Source organism: Flavobacterium cheonhonense, assembly GCF_035671315.1.
Lineage (GTDB): Bacteria > Bacteroidota > Bacteroidia > Flavobacteriales > Flavobacteriaceae > Flavobacterium > Flavobacterium cheonhonense.
In genome coordinates this window covers 149,751-170,017 of the sequence record NZ_JAXAVY010000002.1, presented here as the reverse complement: position 1 = coordinate 170,017, position 20,267 = coordinate 149,751, and the positions used below count along the sequence as shown (strand labels likewise).

20 protein-coding genes are annotated in these 20,267 nt (G+C 37.7%); 7 read left to right on the top strand and 13 right to left on the bottom strand.

Features of this window, described 5'->3' with window-relative positions; genetic code table 11:
- The first annotated feature begins 1 nt into the window (after position 1).
- A complete protein-coding gene (locus SK086_RS06645; RefSeq protein WP_324690569.1) occupies positions 2-916 on the top strand; it encodes a bifunctional metallophosphatase/5'-nucleotidase in 915 nt (304 codons plus the stop codon).
- Here the strand turns inward: SK086_RS06645 and SK086_RS06640 are convergent.
- From SK086_RS06640 to rpsF, 7 genes are all read right to left on the bottom strand, one after another.
- On the bottom strand, positions 902-1,585 hold the full coding sequence (locus tag SK086_RS06640) for a hypothetical protein (RefSeq protein WP_324690568.1): 684 nt from the start codon (positions 1,583-1,585) through the stop codon (positions 902-904). The two genes, SK086_RS06645 and SK086_RS06640, sit on opposite strands and share 15 nt — an antisense overlap.
- 20 nt (positions 1,586-1,605) lie before the next feature.
- Positions 1,606-2,337, bottom strand: coding sequence for a lysoplasmalogenase family protein (locus SK086_RS06635; RefSeq protein WP_324690567.1), 732 nt, complete (start codon positions 2,335-2,337; stop codon positions 1,606-1,608).
- Positions 2,338-2,446: 109 nt separating this feature from the next.
- On the bottom strand, positions 2,447-4,447 hold the full coding sequence (gene ligA, locus SK086_RS06630) for an NAD-dependent DNA ligase LigA (RefSeq protein WP_324690566.1): 2,001 nt from the start codon (positions 4,445-4,447) through the stop codon (positions 2,447-2,449).
- Positions 4,448-4,518: 71 nt separating this feature from the next.
- Positions 4,519-4,992: a DUF6495 family protein gene (locus tag SK086_RS06625; RefSeq protein WP_290877616.1), complete on the bottom strand. Its 474-nt coding sequence runs from the start codon at positions 4,990-4,992 to the stop codon at positions 4,519-4,521.
- A 269-nt stretch (positions 4,993-5,261) separates the two neighbouring features.
- Complete coding sequence (gene rplI / locus SK086_RS06620; RefSeq protein ID WP_324690565.1) at positions 5,262-5,702, bottom strand: 50S ribosomal protein L9; 441 nt, start codon at positions 5,700-5,702, stop codon at positions 5,262-5,264.
- A gap of 68 nt (positions 5,703-5,770) precedes the next feature.
- Positions 5,771-6,067: a 30S ribosomal protein S18 gene (gene rpsR / locus SK086_RS06615; protein WP_020211613.1), complete on the bottom strand. Its 297-nt coding sequence runs from the start codon at positions 6,065-6,067 to the stop codon at positions 5,771-5,773.
- A gap of 5 nt (positions 6,068-6,072) precedes the next feature.
- Positions 6,073-6,411, bottom strand: a complete 339-nt coding sequence (gene rpsF / locus SK086_RS06610) for a 30S ribosomal protein S6 (RefSeq protein ID WP_324690563.1) — start codon at positions 6,409-6,411, stop codon at positions 6,073-6,075.
- 189 nt (positions 6,412-6,600) lie between these two features.
- Between rpsF and SK086_RS06605 the strand changes: the two genes are divergently transcribed.
- Positions 6,601-7,296 (top strand): LytR/AlgR family response regulator transcription factor, encoded by a 696-nt coding sequence (locus SK086_RS06605; protein ID WP_324690562.1) that lies wholly within the window; start codon positions 6,601-6,603, stop codon positions 7,294-7,296.
- A gap of 6 nt (positions 7,297-7,302) precedes the next feature.
- On the opposite strand, the gene priA is transcribed toward SK086_RS06605, so the two are convergent.
- The 4 genes from priA to nadC are packed head-to-tail and all read right to left on the bottom strand — an operon-like array spanning position 7,303 to position 12,021.
- The gene (priA, locus tag SK086_RS06600) at positions 7,303-9,789 is read right to left on the bottom strand and encodes a replication restart helicase PriA (RefSeq protein ID WP_324690561.1); all 2,487 of its coding nucleotides are present in this window, start codon (positions 9,787-9,789) and stop codon (positions 7,303-7,305) included.
- Between the two features lie 9 nt (positions 9,790-9,798).
- On the bottom strand, positions 9,799-10,221 hold the full coding sequence (locus tag SK086_RS06595; protein WP_324690560.1) for a DUF2147 domain-containing protein: 423 nt from the start codon (positions 10,219-10,221) through the stop codon (positions 9,799-9,801).
- A complete protein-coding gene (locus SK086_RS06590; RefSeq protein ID WP_324690559.1) occupies positions 10,218-11,162 on the bottom strand; it encodes a YihY/virulence factor BrkB family protein in 945 nt (314 codons plus the stop codon). The genes SK086_RS06595 and SK086_RS06590 overlap by 4 nt, the downstream gene beginning before the upstream one ends.
- A 1-nt stretch (position 11,163) precedes the next feature.
- Positions 11,164-12,021 carry a carboxylating nicotinate-nucleotide diphosphorylase gene (gene nadC, locus SK086_RS06585; RefSeq protein WP_324690558.1) on the bottom strand — a complete coding sequence of 286 codons (858 nt, stop codon included), beginning with the start codon at positions 12,019-12,021 and terminating at the stop codon, positions 11,164-11,166.
- Positions 12,022-12,217: 196 nt separating this feature from the next.
- Here nadC and SK086_RS06580 point away from each other — a divergent pair, with 196 nt between their 5' ends.
- From SK086_RS06580 to SK086_RS06560, 5 genes are all read left to right on the top strand, one after another.
- Positions 12,218-13,243 carry a quinone-dependent dihydroorotate dehydrogenase gene (locus SK086_RS06580; protein ID WP_324690557.1) on the top strand — a complete coding sequence of 342 codons (1,026 nt, stop codon included), beginning with the start codon at positions 12,218-12,220 and terminating at the stop codon, positions 13,241-13,243.
- An 86-nt stretch (positions 13,244-13,329) separates the two neighbouring features.
- Entirely contained in the window at positions 13,330-14,193 is an 864-nt protein-coding gene (locus tag SK086_RS06575) for a hydroxymethylglutaryl-CoA lyase (protein WP_290875803.1), read from the top strand.
- 63 nt (positions 14,194-14,256) lie between these two features.
- Entirely contained in the window at positions 14,257-16,137 is a 1,881-nt protein-coding gene (locus tag SK086_RS06570; RefSeq protein WP_324690556.1) for a tetratricopeptide repeat-containing sensor histidine kinase, read from the top strand.
- Between the two features lie 66 nt (positions 16,138-16,203).
- Positions 16,204-17,676 (top strand): IMP dehydrogenase, encoded by a 1,473-nt coding sequence (guaB, locus tag SK086_RS06565; RefSeq protein WP_324690555.1) that lies wholly within the window; start codon positions 16,204-16,206, stop codon positions 17,674-17,676.
- A gap of 4 nt (positions 17,677-17,680) precedes the next feature.
- On the top strand, positions 17,681-18,085 hold the full coding sequence (locus SK086_RS06560; RefSeq protein WP_324690554.1) for a hypothetical protein: 405 nt from the start codon (positions 17,681-17,683) through the stop codon (positions 18,083-18,085).
- 58 nt (positions 18,086-18,143) lie between these two features.
- Here SK086_RS06560 and purB read toward each other — a convergent pair whose 3' ends face one another.
- Together purB and SK086_RS06550 are read right to left on the bottom strand one after the other, a co-directional pair.
- Positions 18,144-19,487 (bottom strand): adenylosuccinate lyase, encoded by a 1,344-nt coding sequence (gene purB, locus SK086_RS06555; RefSeq protein WP_324690553.1) that lies wholly within the window; start codon positions 19,485-19,487, stop codon positions 18,144-18,146.
- A gap of 57 nt (positions 19,488-19,544) precedes the next feature.
- Positions 19,545-20,252, bottom strand: a complete 708-nt coding sequence (locus SK086_RS06550; protein WP_324690552.1) for an SIR2 family NAD-dependent protein deacylase — start codon at positions 20,250-20,252, stop codon at positions 19,545-19,547.
- Between the last annotated feature and the right edge of the window lie 15 nt (positions 20,253-20,267).

Sequence of the window (20,267 nt, the reverse complement as noted above, 5' to 3'; positions counted from 1 at the left end):
AATGAAAAGAAGAGATTTTATACAAAAAACGGCTGCTACATCAGCATTGTTAGGATTGGGAGGATTCTCATTGAGCAGTTTCAAATCAGTAAACACCAAACATTTGACGGTTTTGCATACCAACGATGTGCACAGTTATATAGACCCTTTTCCGGCGAATCATCCCAAAAATCCTAATATGGGCGGCGTGGCCAGAAGAGCGGCTTTGATTGAAAGTATCCGAAAAGAAAATCCAAACGTTTTGCTGTTGGATGCCGGAGATATTTTTCAGGGAACGCCTTATTTTAATTATTACGGCGGCGAATTGGAATTCAAGTTGATGAGTATGATGCAATACGATTTAGCCACCATCGGCAACCATGATTTTGACAACGGTATTGAAGGTTTGTACGCGCAATTACCGCATGCGTCATTCGAATTTGTGTCGGCCAATTATGATTTCAAAAATACGGTCATGAACGGCCACGTAAAACCTTATAAAATCATCAACAAAGACGGCATTAAAGTCGGCGTTTTTGGTTTAGGCGTTGGCTTAGACGGTTTGGTAGACAAGAAAAACTATAAAGAGACCATTTATTTAGATCCAGTGGGAGTTGCTCAAGACATGGCCCGACTTTTAAAACAAGAAAAAAAATGCGATTTGGTGATTTGTTTGTCGCATCTGGGTTATAAATACAAAGACGAACCGGACAAAATTTGCGATACTAAATTAGCCACATTAACCAAAGATATCGATTTAATCATTGGCGGTCATACACATACATTTTTAGACAAACCAACTGTTTTGAAAAATAGTGTTGGTCAAGATGTATTGGTAAATCAAGTTGGATGCTACGGGATTAATTTGGGCCGAATTGATTTTTACTTTGATGATGATACCGCTGTAATTTCCAATGGAAAATCAATTGTAGTTTGATTGCTCGGCCACTACCACATATTTGTACAAGGAGAAAAAAGCCAACACATTAAAAGTCATGGCTAATGGTCGGAAAATATTCGTAAACTCGTTAATCAACAAGTATTTTTCGATAAAGACTGTGAATTGTAACATCACAAAAAGCAAAACCGCAATCAACAATACCGAATTTTGTTTATTGTCGTTCATCACATAACTGGACAAAGCCAAACCCGAGAATACGGAAATCAAAATGTTTTGGGTTAACAACAATAGATAACTTCTTTGCGGAATTTCGGCGGTCTCCATAAACAGATAAAAAAAGACCAACAGAAAGGGCAATGTTGCTATACAAAAAGGAATATAATCTTTGATTTTTTGCAAACGCAACACCATTGATACCACCAAAACTCGGTGAATGGTAAAGACTACTAAAGCGTATTGCAAATATTCGGTGGATTTTGGAATAAACAGTATATTGGTTAGCATGGAAGAAAGCAAGACTAACACGAATAGTTTGTTTTTGTACTCAGATTCGATAGTATATATTACGATTAATAAGAGTGGAATCAGTGGTTTTAAACTAATAATAAGTAATTTATTCTGTAGATACTCTGAAACAACTTCAAGTATGCCTACAGCAAAGAAGCCAATCGTCAAGTATTGTACTATTTTTCCTTTTTGAAGCATAGAGACTTTATCACTTTAGATTAAACAACTTCATTTAACTTATTAACAATAAGATAGCGGTTTCGTTGCTTTTCTGTATAGAGAATATATTGCGTTAGTAAAAACTGAGCCCAAACAAAAAATGCCATGGCTATAGCTTGCAAAAAATTAGCCTCTTCATAATAAAAACGCAGTATAAAAACGAATTGATTGATAGCAAATAACAAGGTACTGACAAAGAGAATTCTATTCGCTTTATTGGAAGTCAACACATAATTTACCAGACTCAAACCTCCCAGAAAAATAGTAAAAACCCCTTGAATCAGGAAGAGATATAAACTATCACCAATGGTACTAAACGTGAAAATAGCAACAGATGCATAAATAAAAACAAATGGGATACTGCCCAAAAACAATGGCAGTAAATCAGGCATCTTTACTTTTTTCAACACTATAATGATGACCAATATTCTGTAAACTAAAAAACAAGCTACTCCGAAAAGAATGTAATTCCAAGTATTATCAATAAAAAGCAAATTGGCTATCCAACAAAAAAAGAAGGCTATCAAAAAATAGGGATTGATTTTATTTGAACGTCTAATGTAATACCCGATCAGCAGCGGTAAAATAAGTGGTTTTGTTAGCCAAACCAGCACCTTATCTTCATTGAATTCAGCCGTGATTTCTATGAAAGAAACAATAAAAAAAGTAGTCAATATTATACTGGCAATTTTATTACTACTCCATCGCTTCAAATACTCGTTACTACCCATCTGTTTATTTAAGTGGTTGCTTTTTAGAGAAATAAAATTAAACTAATATTTCACAACTCAATAATTTATTGTTAAAATTTTTAACAATATTACAAACAAGTAAGAAATATTAGTCTGAAATCATGGCTAAAAAATCAATTTCCGTAATGATAGAAATTTTTAATTGGTTGGCTTTTTTCAATTTTGCCGGCCCCATATTATCACCGGCTACTACATAATCCGTTTTGGCTGAAATGGAACTGCCTACTTTGCCACCGTTGTCTTCAATAGCCTTCTTCAAATCATCGCGAGAGAATTTTTCAAAAACTCCGGACACTACAAAGGTCTTTCCGGCTAATTTGTTGGTAGCGTTTGGATTATGCACTTCAACCAATTCCATTTGAACGTCGTATTGTTTTAAGCGCTCAATGATTCGGACGTTTTCTGGATTATCAAAAAATTCGATAACACTTTGGGCAATCTTCTCTCCTATTTCATCCACCAAAATCAAATCCATCAGGGAGGCATTACGAATCGCGTCAATCGATTTGTAATGTTTAGCTAACTTCTTCGCCACCGTTTCACCCACATAGCGAATTCCGATAGCATACAACACTCTTTCAAATGGAACCTCTTTTGATTTTTGGACACCGTTGACTAAATTCTCAGCCGATTTCTGAGCCATTCGTTCCAAGGGTAGAATTTGGTCAACTGTTAACTCGTACAAGTCAGCATAATCTTTTACCAAACCATTGTTATAAAGCAAAGCAACCGTTTCTCCACCCAATCCTTCAATATCCATCGCTTTTCGGGTGATAAAATGTTGAATTCTACCAATAATTTGTGGCGGACAGCCATAAAAATTCGGACAATAATGATTCGCTTCGCCTTCGTTGCGCACCAATTCGGCTTGGCATTCCGGACAATGCGTAATGTATAGTGTTGGCAAGGCTTCCTCATTTCGTTTAGCCAAATCAACACCGATTATTTTCGGAATAATCTCTCCTCCTTTTTCTACAAAAACAGTATCTCCTATTCGGATGTCTAACTTTTCTATTTGATCGGCATTGTGTAACGAAGCTCTTTTTACTATAGTTCCGGCCAATTGTACCGGCTCTAAATTGGCTACCGGCGTAATCGAACCGGTTCGACCGACTTGATAGGAAATCGAATTAAGCCGGGTAGAAACTTGTTCGGCTTTGAATTTATAAGCGATAGCCCAACGCGGCGATTTGGCTGTATAACCTAATTCATCTTGGTGTTGGAAACTATTGACTTTAATTACCACACCATCGGTTTCATACGGAAGCTTGTGGCGATGTTCGTCCCAATAGTTAATATAGTCGAAAACTTCATTTAATGAATTGGCTAACTTGGCTTCTTTCGGGACTTTAAATCCCCAATTTCTGGCCGATTCCAAACCTTCAAATTGGGTTTTGATATTGAGATTATTGCCCACTATAAAGTACAACAAACATTCCAAAGGTCGTTTAGCAACCTCGCTACTGTCTTGTAATTTCAAACTTCCCGATGCCGTGTTTCTTGGGTTCGAATATGGTGTTTCACCTATTTCGATAAGCTCTTGATTCATCTTTTCAAAACCTTCAAACGGCAAGACAATCTCGCCCCGAATGTCAAATCGCTCCGGAAAATTCCCTTTCAATTGCAACGGAATTGACTTGATGGTTTTGATATTATTGGTCACATCATCACCTTGAAAACCATCACCACGTGTGACCGCGCGTTTGAGTTTGCCGTTTTCATACGTTATGGAAATGGAAGCGCCATCGTATTTGAGTTCGCAAGTATATTGCAACGGTACGTTACCCAATACTTTTTGGATGCGATTTTCCCAATCAATTACATCTTCTTTGGAATAGGAATTGTCCAACGAATACATGCGATAATCGTGTACAACCGTTTGGAAATTTTTGGTAATGGTTCCGCCAACACGTTGCGTGGGCGAATTGTCGTCAAAGAATTCAGGATGCCGGCTTTCTAATTCTTGAAGCTGCTTGAGTTTTTGATCGAATTCAAAATCGGATATGGTAGGATTGTCCAACACATAATAGTTGTAATTGTGTTGGTTGAGTTCGTCGCGTAAGTCTTGTATTATTTTGTGAACATCCATAAAAAAATTGGCTAAACTAGTGGCAAATAATGCGCACTAAAATAGCCAATATTTTGGAAAAACAGTAGGGTTTACGACTGAATTATCCCATTGATTTGCAAATACAATTGTCCGTCACTCAAGATAGCGCCTTGGGTGATTAAATCGAATATGGCAATATTGCGCTCCTGTTCGTATTCTTTTTTGCCGAGATGAATTTCTACTGCATCGGTAAATAGGTTGTCGCTTAGCCATTGTAATCCTTCTTTTTGCATGAAATCAACTTCCGGTTCTAAGGATTTTAGGACTATCGATTGAATTAGTGTTTCCTGGCAATGAAAAAGGAAAATGTGGTTTTTAGAAAAATGCTCTAAATACTGCGCGTTGGCAAGTACGCCTTCCCAAATCAAATCGGAAAACACGTCTAATTCTTGTTCGGCTACTTCGGGATTTTTGGTTTTAATCGAATCCCATTCGGCTTTGTCTATAGATTGCGTCGCCAAAAAGTTGCTAAATTCTTGGTGTAAGGCTTCGAATTGTTCTTTGGTGAGTCTTTTGTACTTCATTTTTTTTGAGTTGCTGAGTGACTGAGTCGCTGAGTTACTGAGGTTTTGTTTTATTGCTATAGCCTAGCCCCGATTATCTCACAATATTCTTATTTTTTATCTGAGTTCGATGAACACTTCGTGTTTGCAGTGGAAATCCTTTTTATTTTTTTAAAAATAAAAAGATTGCAACGTATAGCGGGAAAAAGCTTCACACGAGCGAAGCGAACTGACGAAGTAAAAAAAAATCCCGACTTACATCGGGACTTTTCATACTGTATATCGAAATATTATTTCTCAGCTACAATTTCGTATGGCAATTCGATAACCACTTCTCTGTGTAATCTTACACTAGCAGCGTATTTACCGGTACGTTTTACCACACCTGAAGTGATGAATTTTCTATCGATTGGTTGACCGGCAGCTTCTAAAGCAGCAGCAATGTCAATGTTAGTGATAGAACCGAAAAGTTTTTCGCCACCGGCTTTAGCAGAAATTTTAATTTCTAATGCTTTTAAAGCTTCCGCTAATTTTTTAGCATCATCAACAATTTTAGCTTCTTTGAAAGCTCTTTGTTTTAAGTTTTCAGCTAAAACTTTTTTAGCAGACGGTGTTGCTAAAACAGCAAAACCTTGCGGGATTAGGTAGTTACGACCGTAACCGTTTTTTACAGTTACTACATCGTCTTTAAAACCTAAATTTTGAACATCTTGTTTTAAGATCAATTCCATGTTGTTGTCCTTTATTAGAGAAGTTAGTCTCGTTGCAACACAACGAGACAACAACTATTGTTTAAATATTATTTTAATAAATCGGCCACGTATGGCATTAAAGCTAAGTGACGAGCTCTTTTAACAGCTACAGACACTTTTCTTTGGTATTTTAATGAAGTTCCTGTTAAACGACGTGGTAAAATTTTACCTTGCTCATTAACGAATTTCAATAAGAAATCAGGATCTTTATAGTCTACGTATTTGATTCCTGATTTTTTGAAACGACAATACTTTTTAGTTTTGTTGGTTTCAATATTTAAAGGCGTTAAATATCTGATATCTCCGTCTTTTTTTCCTTTTGCAGATTGTTCGATTGTTGACATACTACTTACGCTTTTACTTTTAATTTTTCTCTTCTTCTTTCAGCCCAAGCTACTGCGTGTTTATCTAAACTAACAGTTAAGAAACGCATCACTCTTTCGTCGCGTCTGAATTCAGTTTCGAAAGCAATTAAGACTTCCGGAGCTACTTGGAATTCAAACAAATGGTAAAAACCACTTTTTTTGTTTTGGATTTCGTAAGCTAATTTTTTTAAGCCCCAATCCTCTTTAGATACCATCTTTGCTCCTCTTGTAGTAAGAAAATCTTCAAATTTGCTTACTGTTTCCTTTACCTGAACTTCAGATAAAACGGGATTTAAGATGAAAACAGTTTCGTAATGATTCATAATAAATTTTGTTAAATTTTAAATTGGGCGCGAAGATATAAAATACTTTTCAATAACCAATCGCAAAACATCACAAATCGTCTAAATGTAAAAAATATCGTTTAAAAGCAAAAAAAATCGACGAAATGTTAGGTGGATAAAAAAAAACTATCTATTTTTACCAAACCAAATCTATAATAAATAAAAAGTATGAAATTAAATTGTGTTGTTGTTGATGATAGTTCGATCCAAAGAATGATCATTGCAAAGCTAGTAAATAATCACCCGAATTTACATTTAGTAGGTGATTTTTCTAATGCAATCGAAGCTAAGAATTGCATGTCGGTACACACGGTTGACTTGATTTTTCTCGATATCGAGATGCCGGTCATCAGTGGATTTGATTTTTTAGACGGATTAAAAGTAAAACCCCAAATTATTTTTATCACGTCCAAGGCGGAATATGCTATGAAAGCGTTTGATTATGACGCTACAGACTACCTACAAAAGCCTATCGCGTTAGATCGTTTCAATGCTTCTGTTCGAAGAGCTATGGAGTTCCATATGCTTAAGAAAGAAAACCAGGAAGAAGAAGGTGAACACATCTTTATTAAGAGTAACCTCAAAAAATTGAAGGTTTACACTAATAAAATCAAATGGATTGAAGCCTATGGTGATTATGTAAAAGTAGTTACGGAAGACGACAGTAATTTGGTGCTTTCTACGATGAAATCTTTCGAACAGGATTTATCGAAAGAGAAATTCATTCGCGTACACAAGTCCTATATTATTAATATAGATAAAGTAGAACGCTTCAATAGTAAGTTTGCTGAAATCGGAATGACTAAAATTCCATTGAGTCGCAACAAGAAAGAAGATTTAATTAAAGCGTTAGCTATTGCTTAGATTTACTCAATAAAAATCAACGTTTACAGTAACCTTTATGGTTCTGTATTGCGCTACCACTTCAAAACTATTCAGTACTTTCTGGATAGTTTTTTTTGTGCCTTGCAACGACGTATCACTCGGAATTTTAACCATTATAGTACGGATGTATTCATTGCGAATGCGACTCACCGCCGGTTCTTCCGGACCTAATACAGGAATCGATAAGTTTTGTTTTAACACCTGATACAACCACATTGAACCTTCTTTCAATTTTTCAAAATCACGGTGTTTTAAGGTCAAGCGAATCAAACGATAAAACGGTGGATAATAGTAAATCTTTCTTTCGTATAGTTGTTCTTTATACATGCCTTCGTAATCATTGTGCGTCACTTGCTGAATGATATTGTGCAACGGATTATAGGTTTGAATCACCACTTTCCCGCGTTTTTCGCTACGCCCGGAACGTCCGGCCACTTGCGTCATCATTTGATAACTTCTTTCAAAAGCGCGAAAATCCGGATGGTATAGCATATTGTCGGCGTTCATGATACCTACCAAAGAAACATTGTCAAAATCTAAACCTTTGGCCAACATTTGAGTACCCACCAACACATCGATTTCCCGATTCTTAAAACCGTCAATGATTTTTTCGAAACTGTATTTGCCGCGCGTGGTGTCTTGGTCCATGCGCTTGATGTTTTTGTTGGGAAACAAAGAAGCCAATTCTAACTCTATTTGCTCGGTTCCGAAACCTTTCGTTTCTAAATCGACACTGGAACAGGAATGGCAATTCGTAGGCTTAGCCATATTATAACCACAGTAATGACAACGCAACTGGTTTTTGTATTTGTGGTACGTCAAACTTACATCGCATTGTGGACATTGCGGCACATGACCACAAGTTAAACATTCCAATACCGGTGAAAAGCCACGACGATTTTGAAATAGAATTACTTGTTCGTTATTGGAAAAAGCTTCGGTGATTTGATCTATCAGTGTCAAACTAAAATGGCCTTTCATTCTTTTGCGGAAATAACTGTCCTTTAAATCCACCAATTCTATTTCAGGCATTTGCACTTTGCCGAAACGTTCTTTTAAAACAACCAAACCGAATTTCCCTGAAGTCGCATTGTAATAGGTCTCAATGCTAGGCGTAGCCGAACCTAACAAGACTTTGGCTCCGCCCAATTCGCCGTTGGCTCGGGTTGATTGATGCGCATTGGCTAAAACAATAGCGGCATCACGGGCATGATATCGAGGCGCCGGATCTTGTTGCTTGAAAGTCGGCTCATGTTCCTCGTCAACTATAATTAAGCCGAGATTGGCAAAAGGCAAAAACAAAGCCGAACGCGCTCCTATAACAATTTGCGCTTTCTCAGATTGCTGCAAAACATTTTGCCATACTTCTACCCTTTCGTTATTGCTGTATTTAGAATGAAAAACAGCGACTTTATTCCCGAAATGTTTGGTCAAACGCGAAACCAATTGTGTAGTTAAAGCAATTTCCGGCAATAAATACAACACTTGTTTGCCTTGCGCTATGTATTGTTCGATGAGCTTGGTGTAAATTTCGGTTTTACCACTAGAAGTAACCCCTTGCAACAAACAAACGTCTTTACCGGCAAATGTATTTACAATTTGATCGTGTGCTTTTTGTTGGGCTTCACTTAAGTCGAGTTGGTTTTCCTTTTGGTTTTGAGCAAAATTAACGCGGTCTTCCTGTATGTAATAGGTTTCAAAAACACCTTTATCTACCAATGCTTTGATGACGGCGGCAGAGATATTGGCTGTCTCGGTGAGTTGTTTCACCGAAATAGGTTTGCGTTCTTGGGCTTGCAGTTGAAAATACTGCAGCACCAATTCTTTTTGTTTGCCGGCGTTTTTGTTGAAAGTATCCAACAAGGCAATCAAATTTTCTTCGGATTGGTAGTGCGAATGCAACCTGATGTAACGCGTGAGTTTAGGCTTGTAAACTTCCTGAATTTCTTCTTCTAATGTGATAATGTTTTTATGAATAAGCTTTTGAATGACGGGCAAAACGGACTTCTTATTCAGTATATCCATAATATTTTGTACTTTCAACGAGCTTTGGTGTTGCAAGGCTTCGTAGATTAAAAACTCGTCGTCGGTAAGTTCGCTTTCGTTGATTACCGTATCTTTTTGTTGGGAAATGATGGTTTCGCTTTCCAGCAACAAAGCTGAAGGCAAAGCACCGCGGTATACATCGCCGATGTTGCACATATAATAAGACGCTATCCAAAACCAATGATTGATTTGAAATTCGTTAACTATCGGCTGTTCGTCGAGTATTTGGTGAATTTCTTTGGCTTCGTAGAGTGTCGGAGCGTTTTGATGAAGGTCGATAGCCAAAGCCGTATAAATTTTGTTTTTGCCAAATGGTACGGCTATGCGCATGCCTTTTTGAATGTATTGAAATTCGGCTTCCGAAACCCTGTACGTAAAGGTTTTAGGTAAAGAAAGCGGAATAATAACTTCAATATAATAATTCATCAAGGATAATTATTTTTGTCTGACCCAAGTTTGTGATCTGCCAAAAAGAGAAATACCTAAATAGCCACGGACGATTAATTTATCTTTACCTTCCAAACTAATTTTACAACGGTATGTTTTACCATTTTTGGGGTCGGTTATTTCTCCGCCTTCATAACTACTTCCATTCTTAATCAGACCTTTGATTATCGTTAATCCTAAAATGGGTTTGTCCTTATCAGCACCTTCACATTTAGTACACCTTTGTTTTTTCTTGTCAGCTTCAAGGATTTCAATGATTTTGCCAAATAACTTTCCTTGTTCCTCAAAAATTTCAACAACCGCTTTTTTATTTCCGGTTTCGTCATCAATAGTTGTCCATTTCCCTAAAATTGTTTGGGAAAAACTGCTCTGTGAAATCAATAAAAATCCGAGTATAAAATAAGTTTTCATTCTGACGCTAATTCTTTTTCTTTTTGGCGTTTAATTTTATTAATCGAGGCATTTAAATCGAAGCCTAACAATAATATCATACAGTTGATCCAAATGTAAAACATAATCACCAACAGCGTTCCGATGGAACCGTATAATTCGTTGTATTTAGAAAATTTAATTACCCAAATCCCGAAAGTATAAGACGATAGTATAATCAAAATGGTGGTAAAAACGGAACCTATGGAGATGAATGAACGTCTCGAATCACGTTTGATGCCGAATTTAAACAACAACGAAGTGGCAAACAAAATCATTAAAATCACAAAAGCATAACGCCCCATTTCGATGAGCGGAATGTTGTCGGAAAGCACATCTTGAATTTTGGTTTTTTGGATAATTACCTCAAAAATTACAATGGCGGCTACGGTTACAATTAACAAAAATGCCAATAGTATGGAAAGCGCCAACGAAACCAAATACTGGCGCAGGAACTTGCGCTTGTGTGAAAAATCGATGTGGTGTGAATTTTCAAAACCTCCTAAAATAGCGTTCACACCATTGGTCATTAAAATAATCGCCATAAAAAATCCGGTCGAAATTAAACCCGAGTTACTGTTGTGCAAAATATCATTGATGATTTTATAAATGGCTTCGTAAGTGGTTGGCGGCACACTTTGTTGCACAAACCCGAGAAAATCATCTTGAAAACCTTGAATAGGAATGTACGGAATTAAGTTGAGGATAAAAAGCGCAAACGGAAACAGCGACATGAAGAAACTCCAAGCAATGGCTGCCGCACGATAGGAAATGGCGCCTTCGACAATTCCGATGATATAATGTTCAATCAAATCGTAAAGCGACAAACCATGTAGCCATGGCAAAGGAATTTTTTGCAACAGCAACACCAAAGTTCTGACAATGGGTATTTTTTTGAGTTTGTCCTCTATCTCGATGCTCATCTTAAAAGGCTTTCAGACTTAAATCCATATTATAAACCGAATGCGTTAAAGCACCGGAAGAAATATAATCCACGCCGCATTCGGCATATTGGCGAATGGTTTTTTCGTTGATGTTACCGGAAGATTCAGTTTGACAACGATTACCAATAAGGGCTACCGCTTTTTTAGTGTCTTCAAAATTGAAATTATCAATTAAGATGCGATGCACGCCGTCGTTTTGGAGAATTTCTTCAATTTCGGCTAAGTTTCTGGCCTCGACTATGATTTTTAAATCGAGGTTATGGTGCTTCAAAAAGGCTTTGGTTTTGTTGATGGCATTGGTTATACCACCGGCAAAATCGTTGTGGTTGTCTTTCAACATCACCATATCGTACAACGCAAAGCGATGGTTTTCGCCACCGCCGATTTTGACCGCCCATTTTTCGCAAGCGCGGAAACCCGGTGTGGTTTTACGTGTATCTAAAATTTTAGTTTTTGTACCTTCCAACAATTGTACATAACTGTTGGTTTTTGTGGCTATAGCCGACATGCGCTGCATGGAATTCAGCACCAAACGTTCGGCTTTTAAAATGGATTGTGAACTGCCTGAAACGTGAAAAACAATGTCTCCATGTTTGACCGGCGTTCCGTCTTGAATAAAAACTTCGACTTGCAACGTTGGATCTACATTTTCAAATATCATTTGGGCAAAGGCAACTCCGGCGATAATTCCGGTGTCTTTAACAAGCAATTTAGCGCTTCCTTGCGCCGTATCCGGTATACAAGCTAGTGAACTGTAATCGCCCGGACCAATGTCTTCGCGGATGCCATTTTGAATGATTAAGTTGAGTTCGTTTTGGAATTGTGCTTCTGAAATCATGGAATTGGTATTGTTTGGCTAAAATAATATATTTTTAGATACGGCTGTGCCTCTTAGATTAATAGATTATTAGACTTTTTAGATTGTTAGAAATTTTGACATTTCTAATTATCTAAGAGCGAAGCATGTCTAAAGCCCAAAGGGCGTTTCTAACAATCAAATAAAATATTACCTTTGCAGCACAACAACACAACCCATGTACAAACTACTTATTCGTCCAATCCTTTTTTGGTTTGATCCGGAAGAAGTGCATTATTTCACTTTTTCGTTAGTTAAATTTCTTTGCAAAATTCCCTTTGTGCCTCAGCTTTTTAAGTCGATTTACGAAGTCGAAGACCAACGCTTAGAGCGAGAAGTCTTTGGTTTAAAATTCAAAAATCCCGTTGGTTTGGCCGCAGGTTTTGATAAAGATGCCAAGTTATATAACGAGTTATCGCATTTTGGTTTCGGATTTATTGAAATCGGCACCTTAACGCCAAAACCTCAAGATGGCAATCCGAAAAAACGATTGTTTCGCTTGAAAGAAGACAGCGCTATTATTAATCGAATGGGATTCAATAATGGCGGTGTGGAAGCAGCTGTACTTCGTTTACAACAAAACAAAGGCGTTTTGATTGGCGGCAACATCGGTAAAAACAAAGTGACGCCGAACGAAAATGCTACTGCAGACTATTTACTTTGTTTTGACGCTTTGTTTGTCTACGTAGATTATTTTGTGGTCAATGTAAGTTCGCCAAACACACCGAATTTAAGAGCGTTGCAGGAAAAAGAACCGTTAACCGAACTGCTCAACACCTTGCAATCGCACAACTTATTACACCAAAATCCAAAACCGATTTTATTAAAAATCGCACCCGATTTGACCGACGAGCAATTGTTAGACATTATTGACATTGTAAACGATTCTAAAATTGCGGGCGTTATTGCAACCAATACTACCATTTCCCGCGATGGTTTACAATCGGCAAACAAATCAGAAACCGGCGGATTATCCGGTAAACCCTTAACCGAACGTTCGACAGAAGTAATTCGTTTTCTATCCGAAAAAAGCAATAAGGCCTTCCCTATTATTGGTGTTGGTGGTATTCATTCTGCTCAAGACGCCATAGATAAACTGGAAGCCGGCGCGAGTTTGGTGCAATTGTACACCGGATTTATTTATGAAGGTCCGGCATTGATTAAGGAAATCAATCAGAAACTATTGGAAAAAAGCAAATCGTAATTTTTTGGATTGCCTTGATTTTATAATGTAATCTTAGCGGTTTTTCTTTTGAAAAGAGAGCGGTTTTAGTATCTTTGAAAACGAATATGAAGCCCATAAAAATCATAGAATGTCCGCGCGATGCCATGCAAGGCATTAAGACTTTTATTCCAACCGAACAGAAAGTCAACTACATTCAGGCGTTACTACGCGTGGGTTTTGATACTATAGATTTCGGGAGTTTTGTATCGCCTAAGGCCATTCCGCAAATGCAAGATACAGCTGATGTTTTGGCTCAATTAGATTTATCCCAAACCACCAGCAAATTATTGGCCATTATTGCCAATACGCAAGGCGCACAAATGGCTGCTGCACACAAAGAAATACAGTATTTAGGGTTTCCGTTTTCTATTTCGGAGAACTTCCAAATGCGGAACACACACAAAACCATAGCGGAAAGTTTGGTTACCTTACAAGAAATTTTGGACATTGCCAATACCGCAGACAAAGAAGTGGTGGCTTATCTTTCTATGGGATTTGGGAATCCTTATGGTGATCCGTGGAATGTTGAAATTGTAGGCGAATGGACCGAAACACTAGCAAAAATGGGCGTCAAAATCTTATCGTTATCCGACACCATTGGTAGCTCAACCCCGGAAGTAATTGATTATTTGTTTTCAAATTTGATTCCGAAATACCCTGAAATCGAATTTGGCGCACACTTGCATACTACGCCCGAAAAATGGCATGAAAAAATTGATGCGGCTTACAAAGCCGGTTGTCGTCGATTTGACGGTGCAATTCAAGGATTTGGTGGTTGTCCGATGGCTAAAGACGACTTGACCGGGAATATGCCTACTGAAAAACTACTCTCGTTTTTTACGGCTCAAAAAGAAAACACCAACACCAGTCCCATGAGTTTTGAAAGTGCTTATAATGAGGCTACAAAACTATTTGGGAAATTTCATTGATTCATAGTGGCTATGTCAATGTTTTTTGTATTTTTATAAACCCGAATCCTAAAAATAATCACTTTGCCTCGAATCATAAAACTTTCGATAGCGTTATTGATATACTTGTTGGCCTACCCAAACCAAGTATTTGCTGCCTTTTCACCTAAAGACTCTATTGATTATTACCTACAAGAATCCAAAAAATATTCTTACACCGATTTTCAAAAAGCCAAACTTTATTTGTACAAAGCCGATAAAATAGCTCGATTGGCCCAAGACAAAAACAGTATTGCTAATGTAATGCTGCAGTTGGGCGCTAACTATTACATTAACGGTTCCTATGATATCGCTTTAAAAAACTATATCAAAGCAGCTGTTATTTGTGAAACAGAGAACAACAAACTCGGACTTGCAAAAGCTTTAATGGGACAAGGCTTAATACAGCAAGTGTATGGTAGAGACAAAGAAGCTTTGAAAAATTTTAAAAAATCAATCGCCATTTGCAGAGTCCTAAACGATGCGCAGTATACCGTCAAAAACCTATTAAACATTGGTATTTCACAAAGCAATTTAAGTCAATTTGATGAAGCCTACCGCAGTTTCTTGGAATCACTCAAATTAGGGGAACAATACCAACTGACGAATGATTCTCAAATGGCTCGAAACAAATTGGCCAACATCCATTTCATCAAAAACAACTTAGATTCTGCCACATATTACTATCAAAAAGTAATAAACGATTCCCAAAAGCCGAATTTATGGGAAGAAGCATTTGCTTTATCCGGACTATCGGAAACATATCTTAAAGCGGGAAATTATACCCAAGCGGAAGATTATGGCTTGCGAGGTTTTAAAGCGGCTAAAATGGTTGGTGCTAAATGGGATATTGCTCGATCTTCTGAAATTTTATCAAAAGTTTACTTCCGGCAAAAAAACTTCAAATCGGCGTATCACTATTTAATGATCAACAAAAAATACAACGATTTATTATTTGCCGAGTCCAAAATCAGGGAAGTCAACATTTTGCAATTAGAAGCCAAAGAAGCTGAAAATGAAAAATTAGAAGCCAAAGCAGAAACAGCACAGCAAAAACTCAACAATATCCGAATTTTTGTAGGATGTATCATCTTGTTGTTTTTATCGCTTTCCATCTTCACCTATTACTACTACAAGTACAACAAACAAAGAGGAAAGTTCTACAAAGAAATCGATATCAAAAATCGGGAAATTCAAAGCCAACAATCGTTGATTACTTCCCAAAATATAGTGTTGGAAGAATTGAATCAAACCAAAAACAGAATTTTTTCAATCTTATCACACGATTTGAAAACGCCTATTAACTCACTGATTCAAGTCATTGAACTCAACAAACAAAATGATTTAACCAAAGAAGAACAATTGTTTGTCTTTGAAAAACTGCAAAAACAAGTGGAAGGCACCGCATTGGTTTTGAACAATTTGTTGCGATGGGCCAATTCACAAATTGATGGAACAAGTATCATTTTTGAAAAAATAGCTCTCAACCAAATTGCTGAAGAATCCATCAGTTCATTTTATGCCGAAGTAGCCAAGAAAAAAGTGTCGTTCGAACACAGTTACAACAACGACATCTTTATCAAAGCCGATATAGGTCAAACGCGCATCATCATACAAAACATCATTGCCAATGCCGTAAAATTTGCACCGCTAAACAGCCATATCGAAATTTTTTATTCTTCTGATAACCATTACCAAAAAATACACATCAAAGATTTTGGTAATGGACTCAATCAACAAAAAATTGAAGAAATTTTAAGTTTTAACCGCCGTCTTTCCTCTGAAAAAGGCACTTCTATGGAAGAAGGAACCGGACTCGGATTACTGTTAGTAAAACAGTTTTTAATCAACAACAAAGGGCAACTGAACATCAAAAGTATAGAAGGAGAAATGACCGAATTCATCATTTCATTTTTGAAAGACTAAGCCGTTAAAGTATAGAGATTTTTTACTATATTTGCTCGCAATTTAACTACAACTACAAATTGCAACATGAAAGCACACAACTCCAAAATCGTTGGGGAAGGTTTAACCTACGACGATGTATTGCTTATTCCGAATTACTCCGAAATTTTACCACGCGAAGTTAACATACAGTCGAAATTTTCGAAGAACATTACGTTGAATGTTCCTATTGTTTCTGCTGCTATGGACACCGTAACCGAGAGTGCTATGGCGATTGCGATGGCGCAAGAAGGCGGTATTGGCGTGTTACACAAAAACATGACCATCGAGCAACAAGCCGCTAAAGTTCGTAAAGTAAAACGTGCCGAAGCCGGGATGATACTCGATCCGGTAACTTTACCCCTAACCGCAACTGTTGGCGATGCTAAAATGGCGATGAAAGAATTTGGTATCGGTGGTATTCCTGTGGTAGATGAAAACGGAATTTTGAAAGGCATTGCTACCAACCGTGACTTGCGTTTTGAAAAAGTCAACTCGCGTTCAATCACAGAAGTGATGACGTCACAAAACTTAGTTACTGCGGCTGTTGGTACAACTTTACAAGAAGCAGAAGGCATTTTGCAACAAAATAAAATCGAAAAATTACCGGTCGTAGATGCCAACTACAAATTGGTTGGTTTAATCACTTTCCGTGACATAACGAAACTCACTCAAAAACCAATAGCCAATAAAGACAAATTCGGTCGCTTAAGAGTTGCCGCCGCTTTAGGAGTTACTGCCGATGCCATTGAAAGAGCCACTGCACTTGTTAATGCCGGAGTTGACGCGGTAATTATCGATACTGCTCACGGACATACCAAAGGCGTCGTGAGTGTTTTAAAAGAAGTCAAAGCCAAATTCCCCGAATTAGATGTAGTGGTTGGAAACATAGCTACTCCTGAAGCCGCATTATACTTAGTTGAAAACGGAGCCGATGCAGTTAAAGTTGGTATTGGACCAGGTTCAATTTGTACCACACGTGTAGTAGCCGGTGTCGGGTTTCCGCAATTCTCCGCTGTTTTGGAAGTCGCCGCTGCTTTAAGAGGTACCGGAATTCCGGTAATTGCCGATGGCGGTATCCGCTACACCGGTGACATTCCGAAAGCCATTGCTGCCGGAGCCGACAGTGTTATGTTGGGTTCATTACTCGCCGGAACCAAAGAATCTCCTGGTGAAACCATTATTTTTGAAGGTAGAAAATTTAAGTCTTACCGCGGAATGGGTTCTGTTGAAGCCATGCAAGAAGGTTCGAAAGACCGTTATTTCCAAGATGTGGAAGACGATATTAAAAAATTAGTGCCGGAAGGTATTGTAGGACGCGTTCCATACAAGGGCGAATTAAACGAGAGCATGCAACAATTTATTGGCGGACTACGAGCCGGTATGGGTTATTGTGGTGCTAAAGACATTCCGAATTTACAAGAAAACGGTCGCTTTGTTCGCATCACTGCCAGTGGTATTGGGGAAAGTCATCCGCACAATGTGACGATTACTAAAGAAGCACCGAATTATTCGAGGTAAATCAATGGAATTAAGATTTAATATCAATCAAACCATTGAAACCGAACTTTATTACGGTTTATATACTATTTATATTCTTGGCGGTCATCATGTTAAAACTAATCCTGATTTTTTCATGCAAATTGAAAATATCACTACAGGTGAAGACATTGAGTTAACTGAAAAATGGCCCAAAGCTCGAGATTTTAAAAACGGGAAGAAAGCAGTAAAATTCTATGAATTCCAAATAAATGAATATGGCAAATTCAAAATTACAGCCCATAATTATGAAGACATAATAATTAAGGATTCAATATTGGAAGTGTTTGATTTGTTTCCATTTTCAATTTTAAACCGATTAAATTCAGTCATTTTGGGTCGAAGCCAGAAATCAAAAAACATTAATGAGATTGAAATTCTGATTCGTTAATACAAAAAAGGCATAAGTTGAATCTTATGCCTTCTTTTTTTTATCAAAATACTAAAATCTAAATCCCTAAATAATTACTAGGTGTTATCTTTAACAATTCGCCTTTAATATCTTCAGACACATTCAATGTGCCGATGAATGCATGAATGGATTCCTTTGTCATGGCTTCGTTAGTTCGTGTTAAACCTTTCAAAGCTTCGTAAGGATTCGGATAGCCTTCACGACGTAAAATGGTTTGAATGGCTTCGGCTACTACGGCCCAGTTTTTCTCTAAATCTTCGGCAAACTTAGATTCATTTAATAATAATTTATTCAAGCCTTTTAAAGTGGCTTCGAAAGCAATAATGGTATGACCGAAAGGAACGCCTACATTTCTTAAAACCGTACTGTCGGTTAAATCACGTTGCAATCTGGATATAGGTAATTTGGCCGATAAGTGTTCGAATATGGCATTGGCAATACCCAAATTCCCTTCTGAATTTTCAAAATCGATTGGATTTACTTTGTGCGGCATCGCAGACGAACCAATTTCTCCGGCTTTGATTTTTTGCTTGAAATAATCCATAGAAACGTACGTCCAAATATCACGATCTAAGTCGATGATGATGGTATTGATTCGTTTCAAAGCATCGAAAAAAGCAGCAAAATGGTCGTAATGTTCAATTTGGGTTGTTGGGAAAGAATGTTGCAATCCTAAAACTTCTTCCACAAATGAAGTCCCGAATTGCTTCCAATCGACATTAGGATAAGCCACGTGATGCGCATTGAAATTTCCGGTCGCACCACCAAATTTGGCGGCAAATGGAATATTGAATAACAAACGTAATTGTTCTTCCAGTCGCTCTACAAAAACCAAGATTTCTTTACCTAAACGAGTTGGTGAAGCCGGCTGACCGTGCGTTCTGGCCAACATAGGCACATCTTTCCACTCCATGCTCAATTCTTTCAACTTGGCAATCAAGGCAATCAAACTCGGCATATACACTTTTTCAAAAGCTTCTTTAGTCGATAACGGAATAGCGGTATTGTTAATATCCTGAGACGTCAAACCAAAATGAATAAATTCTTTATAAGCACTCAAACCAAGCGCTTCAAACTTATCCTTAATAAAATATTCTACGGCTTTTACATCGTGATTGGTTGTTTTCTCAGTTTCTTTGATGACTAGAGCATCTTCAGTCGTAAAGTTTTGGTAAATAGCTCTCAGTGCTTCAAAATTGCTTTTGTTTACACTCTTTAATTGTGGTAAATCACTTTCGCACAAAGCAATGAAGTATTCAATTTCAACCAAAACACGATATTTAATCAAGGCTTCTTCCGAGAAAAAAGCAGCTAACGGTTTGGTGGCTTTGCGGTATCTGCCGTCTACAGGAGAAATGGCGTTTAAAGTAGTTAATGACATGTAGTTGTATGTTGTTGTTTCAAGGTGCAAAAATAGTTATTAGTTGTAAGTTATGAGTTATGAGTCATGAGTTTTTTGCAATAATTTATCTCTTACTAAAGGAACTCCTTCGGTAGCATTCAAGGAAAAAACTTCCAACGGATTGGGTAAATCATAAATCGTGGCCGGTCTCGGATCGATATAAAAAACAGGAATGTTACTCTGAGCATAATGTATCAACCCGGCCGCGGGATACACTTGCAACGAAGTGCCGACAACGACCAAGATATCTGCTTGCGTTACTATACTGACAGCTTCGTCTAAGGCCGGAACAGCTTCTCCAAACCAAACAATGTGAGGACGCATCTGACAGCCTTTCGAATCGACATCGCCAATTGTTAAGTCATTATTCCAATCCATGATTTCAATAGCGTGCGAATGATCACTTCGGACCTTCAATAATTCACCATGCAAATGCAAAACCTTTTTACTGCCGGCTTGTTCGTGCAAATTATCGACATTTTGGGTAATAATATGAACGTCGAAATCAGCTTCCATTTCAGCCAAAGTAAAATGACCTAAGTTGGGTTTCACTTCATGCAATTGTCGACGACGTTGGTTGTAAAAATCGAGCACTAACGCTTTATTGTTGAGCCAACCGTCATACGAAGCCACTTCCATCACGTCATGACCTTCCCATAAACCATCGGCATCGCGAAAGGTTTTGATACCGCTTTCGGCAGAAATACCGGCACCGGTTAAAACCACTACTTTCTTTTTTTCCACAATCTTGTTTTAAAA

What these genes read in the sequence shown, in the direction of transcription:
- purB (WP_324690553.1), bottom strand. Translation starts at nt 19,487, where the DNA reads ATGTCATTAACTACTTTAAACGCCATTTCTCCTGTAGACGGCAGATAC.
- SK086_RS06635 (WP_324690567.1), bottom strand. Translation starts at nt 2,337, where the DNA reads ATGGGTAGTAACGAGTATTTGAAGCGATGGAGTAGTAATAAAATTGCC.
- SK086_RS06625 (WP_290877616.1), bottom strand. Translation starts at nt 4,992, where the DNA reads ATGAAGTACAAAAGACTCACCAAAGAACAATTCGAAGCCTTACACCAA.
- SK086_RS06590 (WP_324690559.1), bottom strand. Translation starts at nt 11,162, where the DNA reads ATGAGCATCGAGATAGAGGACAAACTCAAAAAAATACCCATTGTCAGA.
- guaB (WP_324690555.1), top strand. Translation starts at nt 16,204, where the DNA reads ATGAAAGCACACAACTCCAAAATCGTTGGGGAAGGTTTAACCTACGAC.
- SK086_RS06605 (WP_324690562.1), top strand. Translation starts at nt 6,601, where the DNA reads ATGAAATTAAATTGTGTTGTTGTTGATGATAGTTCGATCCAAAGAATG.
- priA (WP_324690561.1), bottom strand. Translation starts at nt 9,789, where the DNA reads ATGAATTATTATATTGAAGTTATTATTCCGCTTTCTTTACCTAAAACC.
- SK086_RS06560 (WP_324690554.1), top strand. Translation starts at nt 17,681, where the DNA reads ATGGAATTAAGATTTAATATCAATCAAACCATTGAAACCGAACTTTAT.
- SK086_RS06580 (WP_324690557.1), top strand. Translation starts at nt 12,218, where the DNA reads ATGTACAAACTACTTATTCGTCCAATCCTTTTTTGGTTTGATCCGGAA.
- rpsF (WP_324690563.1), bottom strand. Translation starts at nt 6,411, where the DNA reads ATGAATCATTACGAAACTGTTTTCATCTTAAATCCCGTTTTATCTGAA.
- SK086_RS06645 (WP_324690569.1), top strand. Translation starts at nt 2, where the DNA reads ATGAAAAGAAGAGATTTTATACAAAAAACGGCTGCTACATCAGCATTG.
- SK086_RS06640 (WP_324690568.1), bottom strand. Translation starts at nt 1,585, where the DNA reads ATGCTTCAAAAAGGAAAAATAGTACAATACTTGACGATTGGCTTCTTT.
- SK086_RS06595 (WP_324690560.1), bottom strand. Translation starts at nt 10,221, where the DNA reads ATGAAAACTTATTTTATACTCGGATTTTTATTGATTTCACAGAGCAGT.
- rpsR (WP_020211613.1), bottom strand. Translation starts at nt 6,067, where the DNA reads ATGTCAACAATCGAACAATCTGCAAAAGGAAAAAAAGACGGAGATATC.
- ligA (WP_324690566.1), bottom strand. Translation starts at nt 4,447, where the DNA reads ATGGATGTTCACAAAATAATACAAGACTTACGCGACGAACTCAACCAA.
- SK086_RS06575 (WP_290875803.1), top strand. Translation starts at nt 13,330, where the DNA reads ATGAAGCCCATAAAAATCATAGAATGTCCGCGCGATGCCATGCAAGGC.
- rplI (WP_324690565.1), bottom strand. Translation starts at nt 5,702, where the DNA reads ATGGAATTGATCTTAAAACAAGATGTTCAAAATTTAGGTTTTAAAGAC.
- nadC (WP_324690558.1), bottom strand. Translation starts at nt 12,021, where the DNA reads ATGATTTCAGAAGCACAATTCCAAAACGAACTCAACTTAATCATTCAA.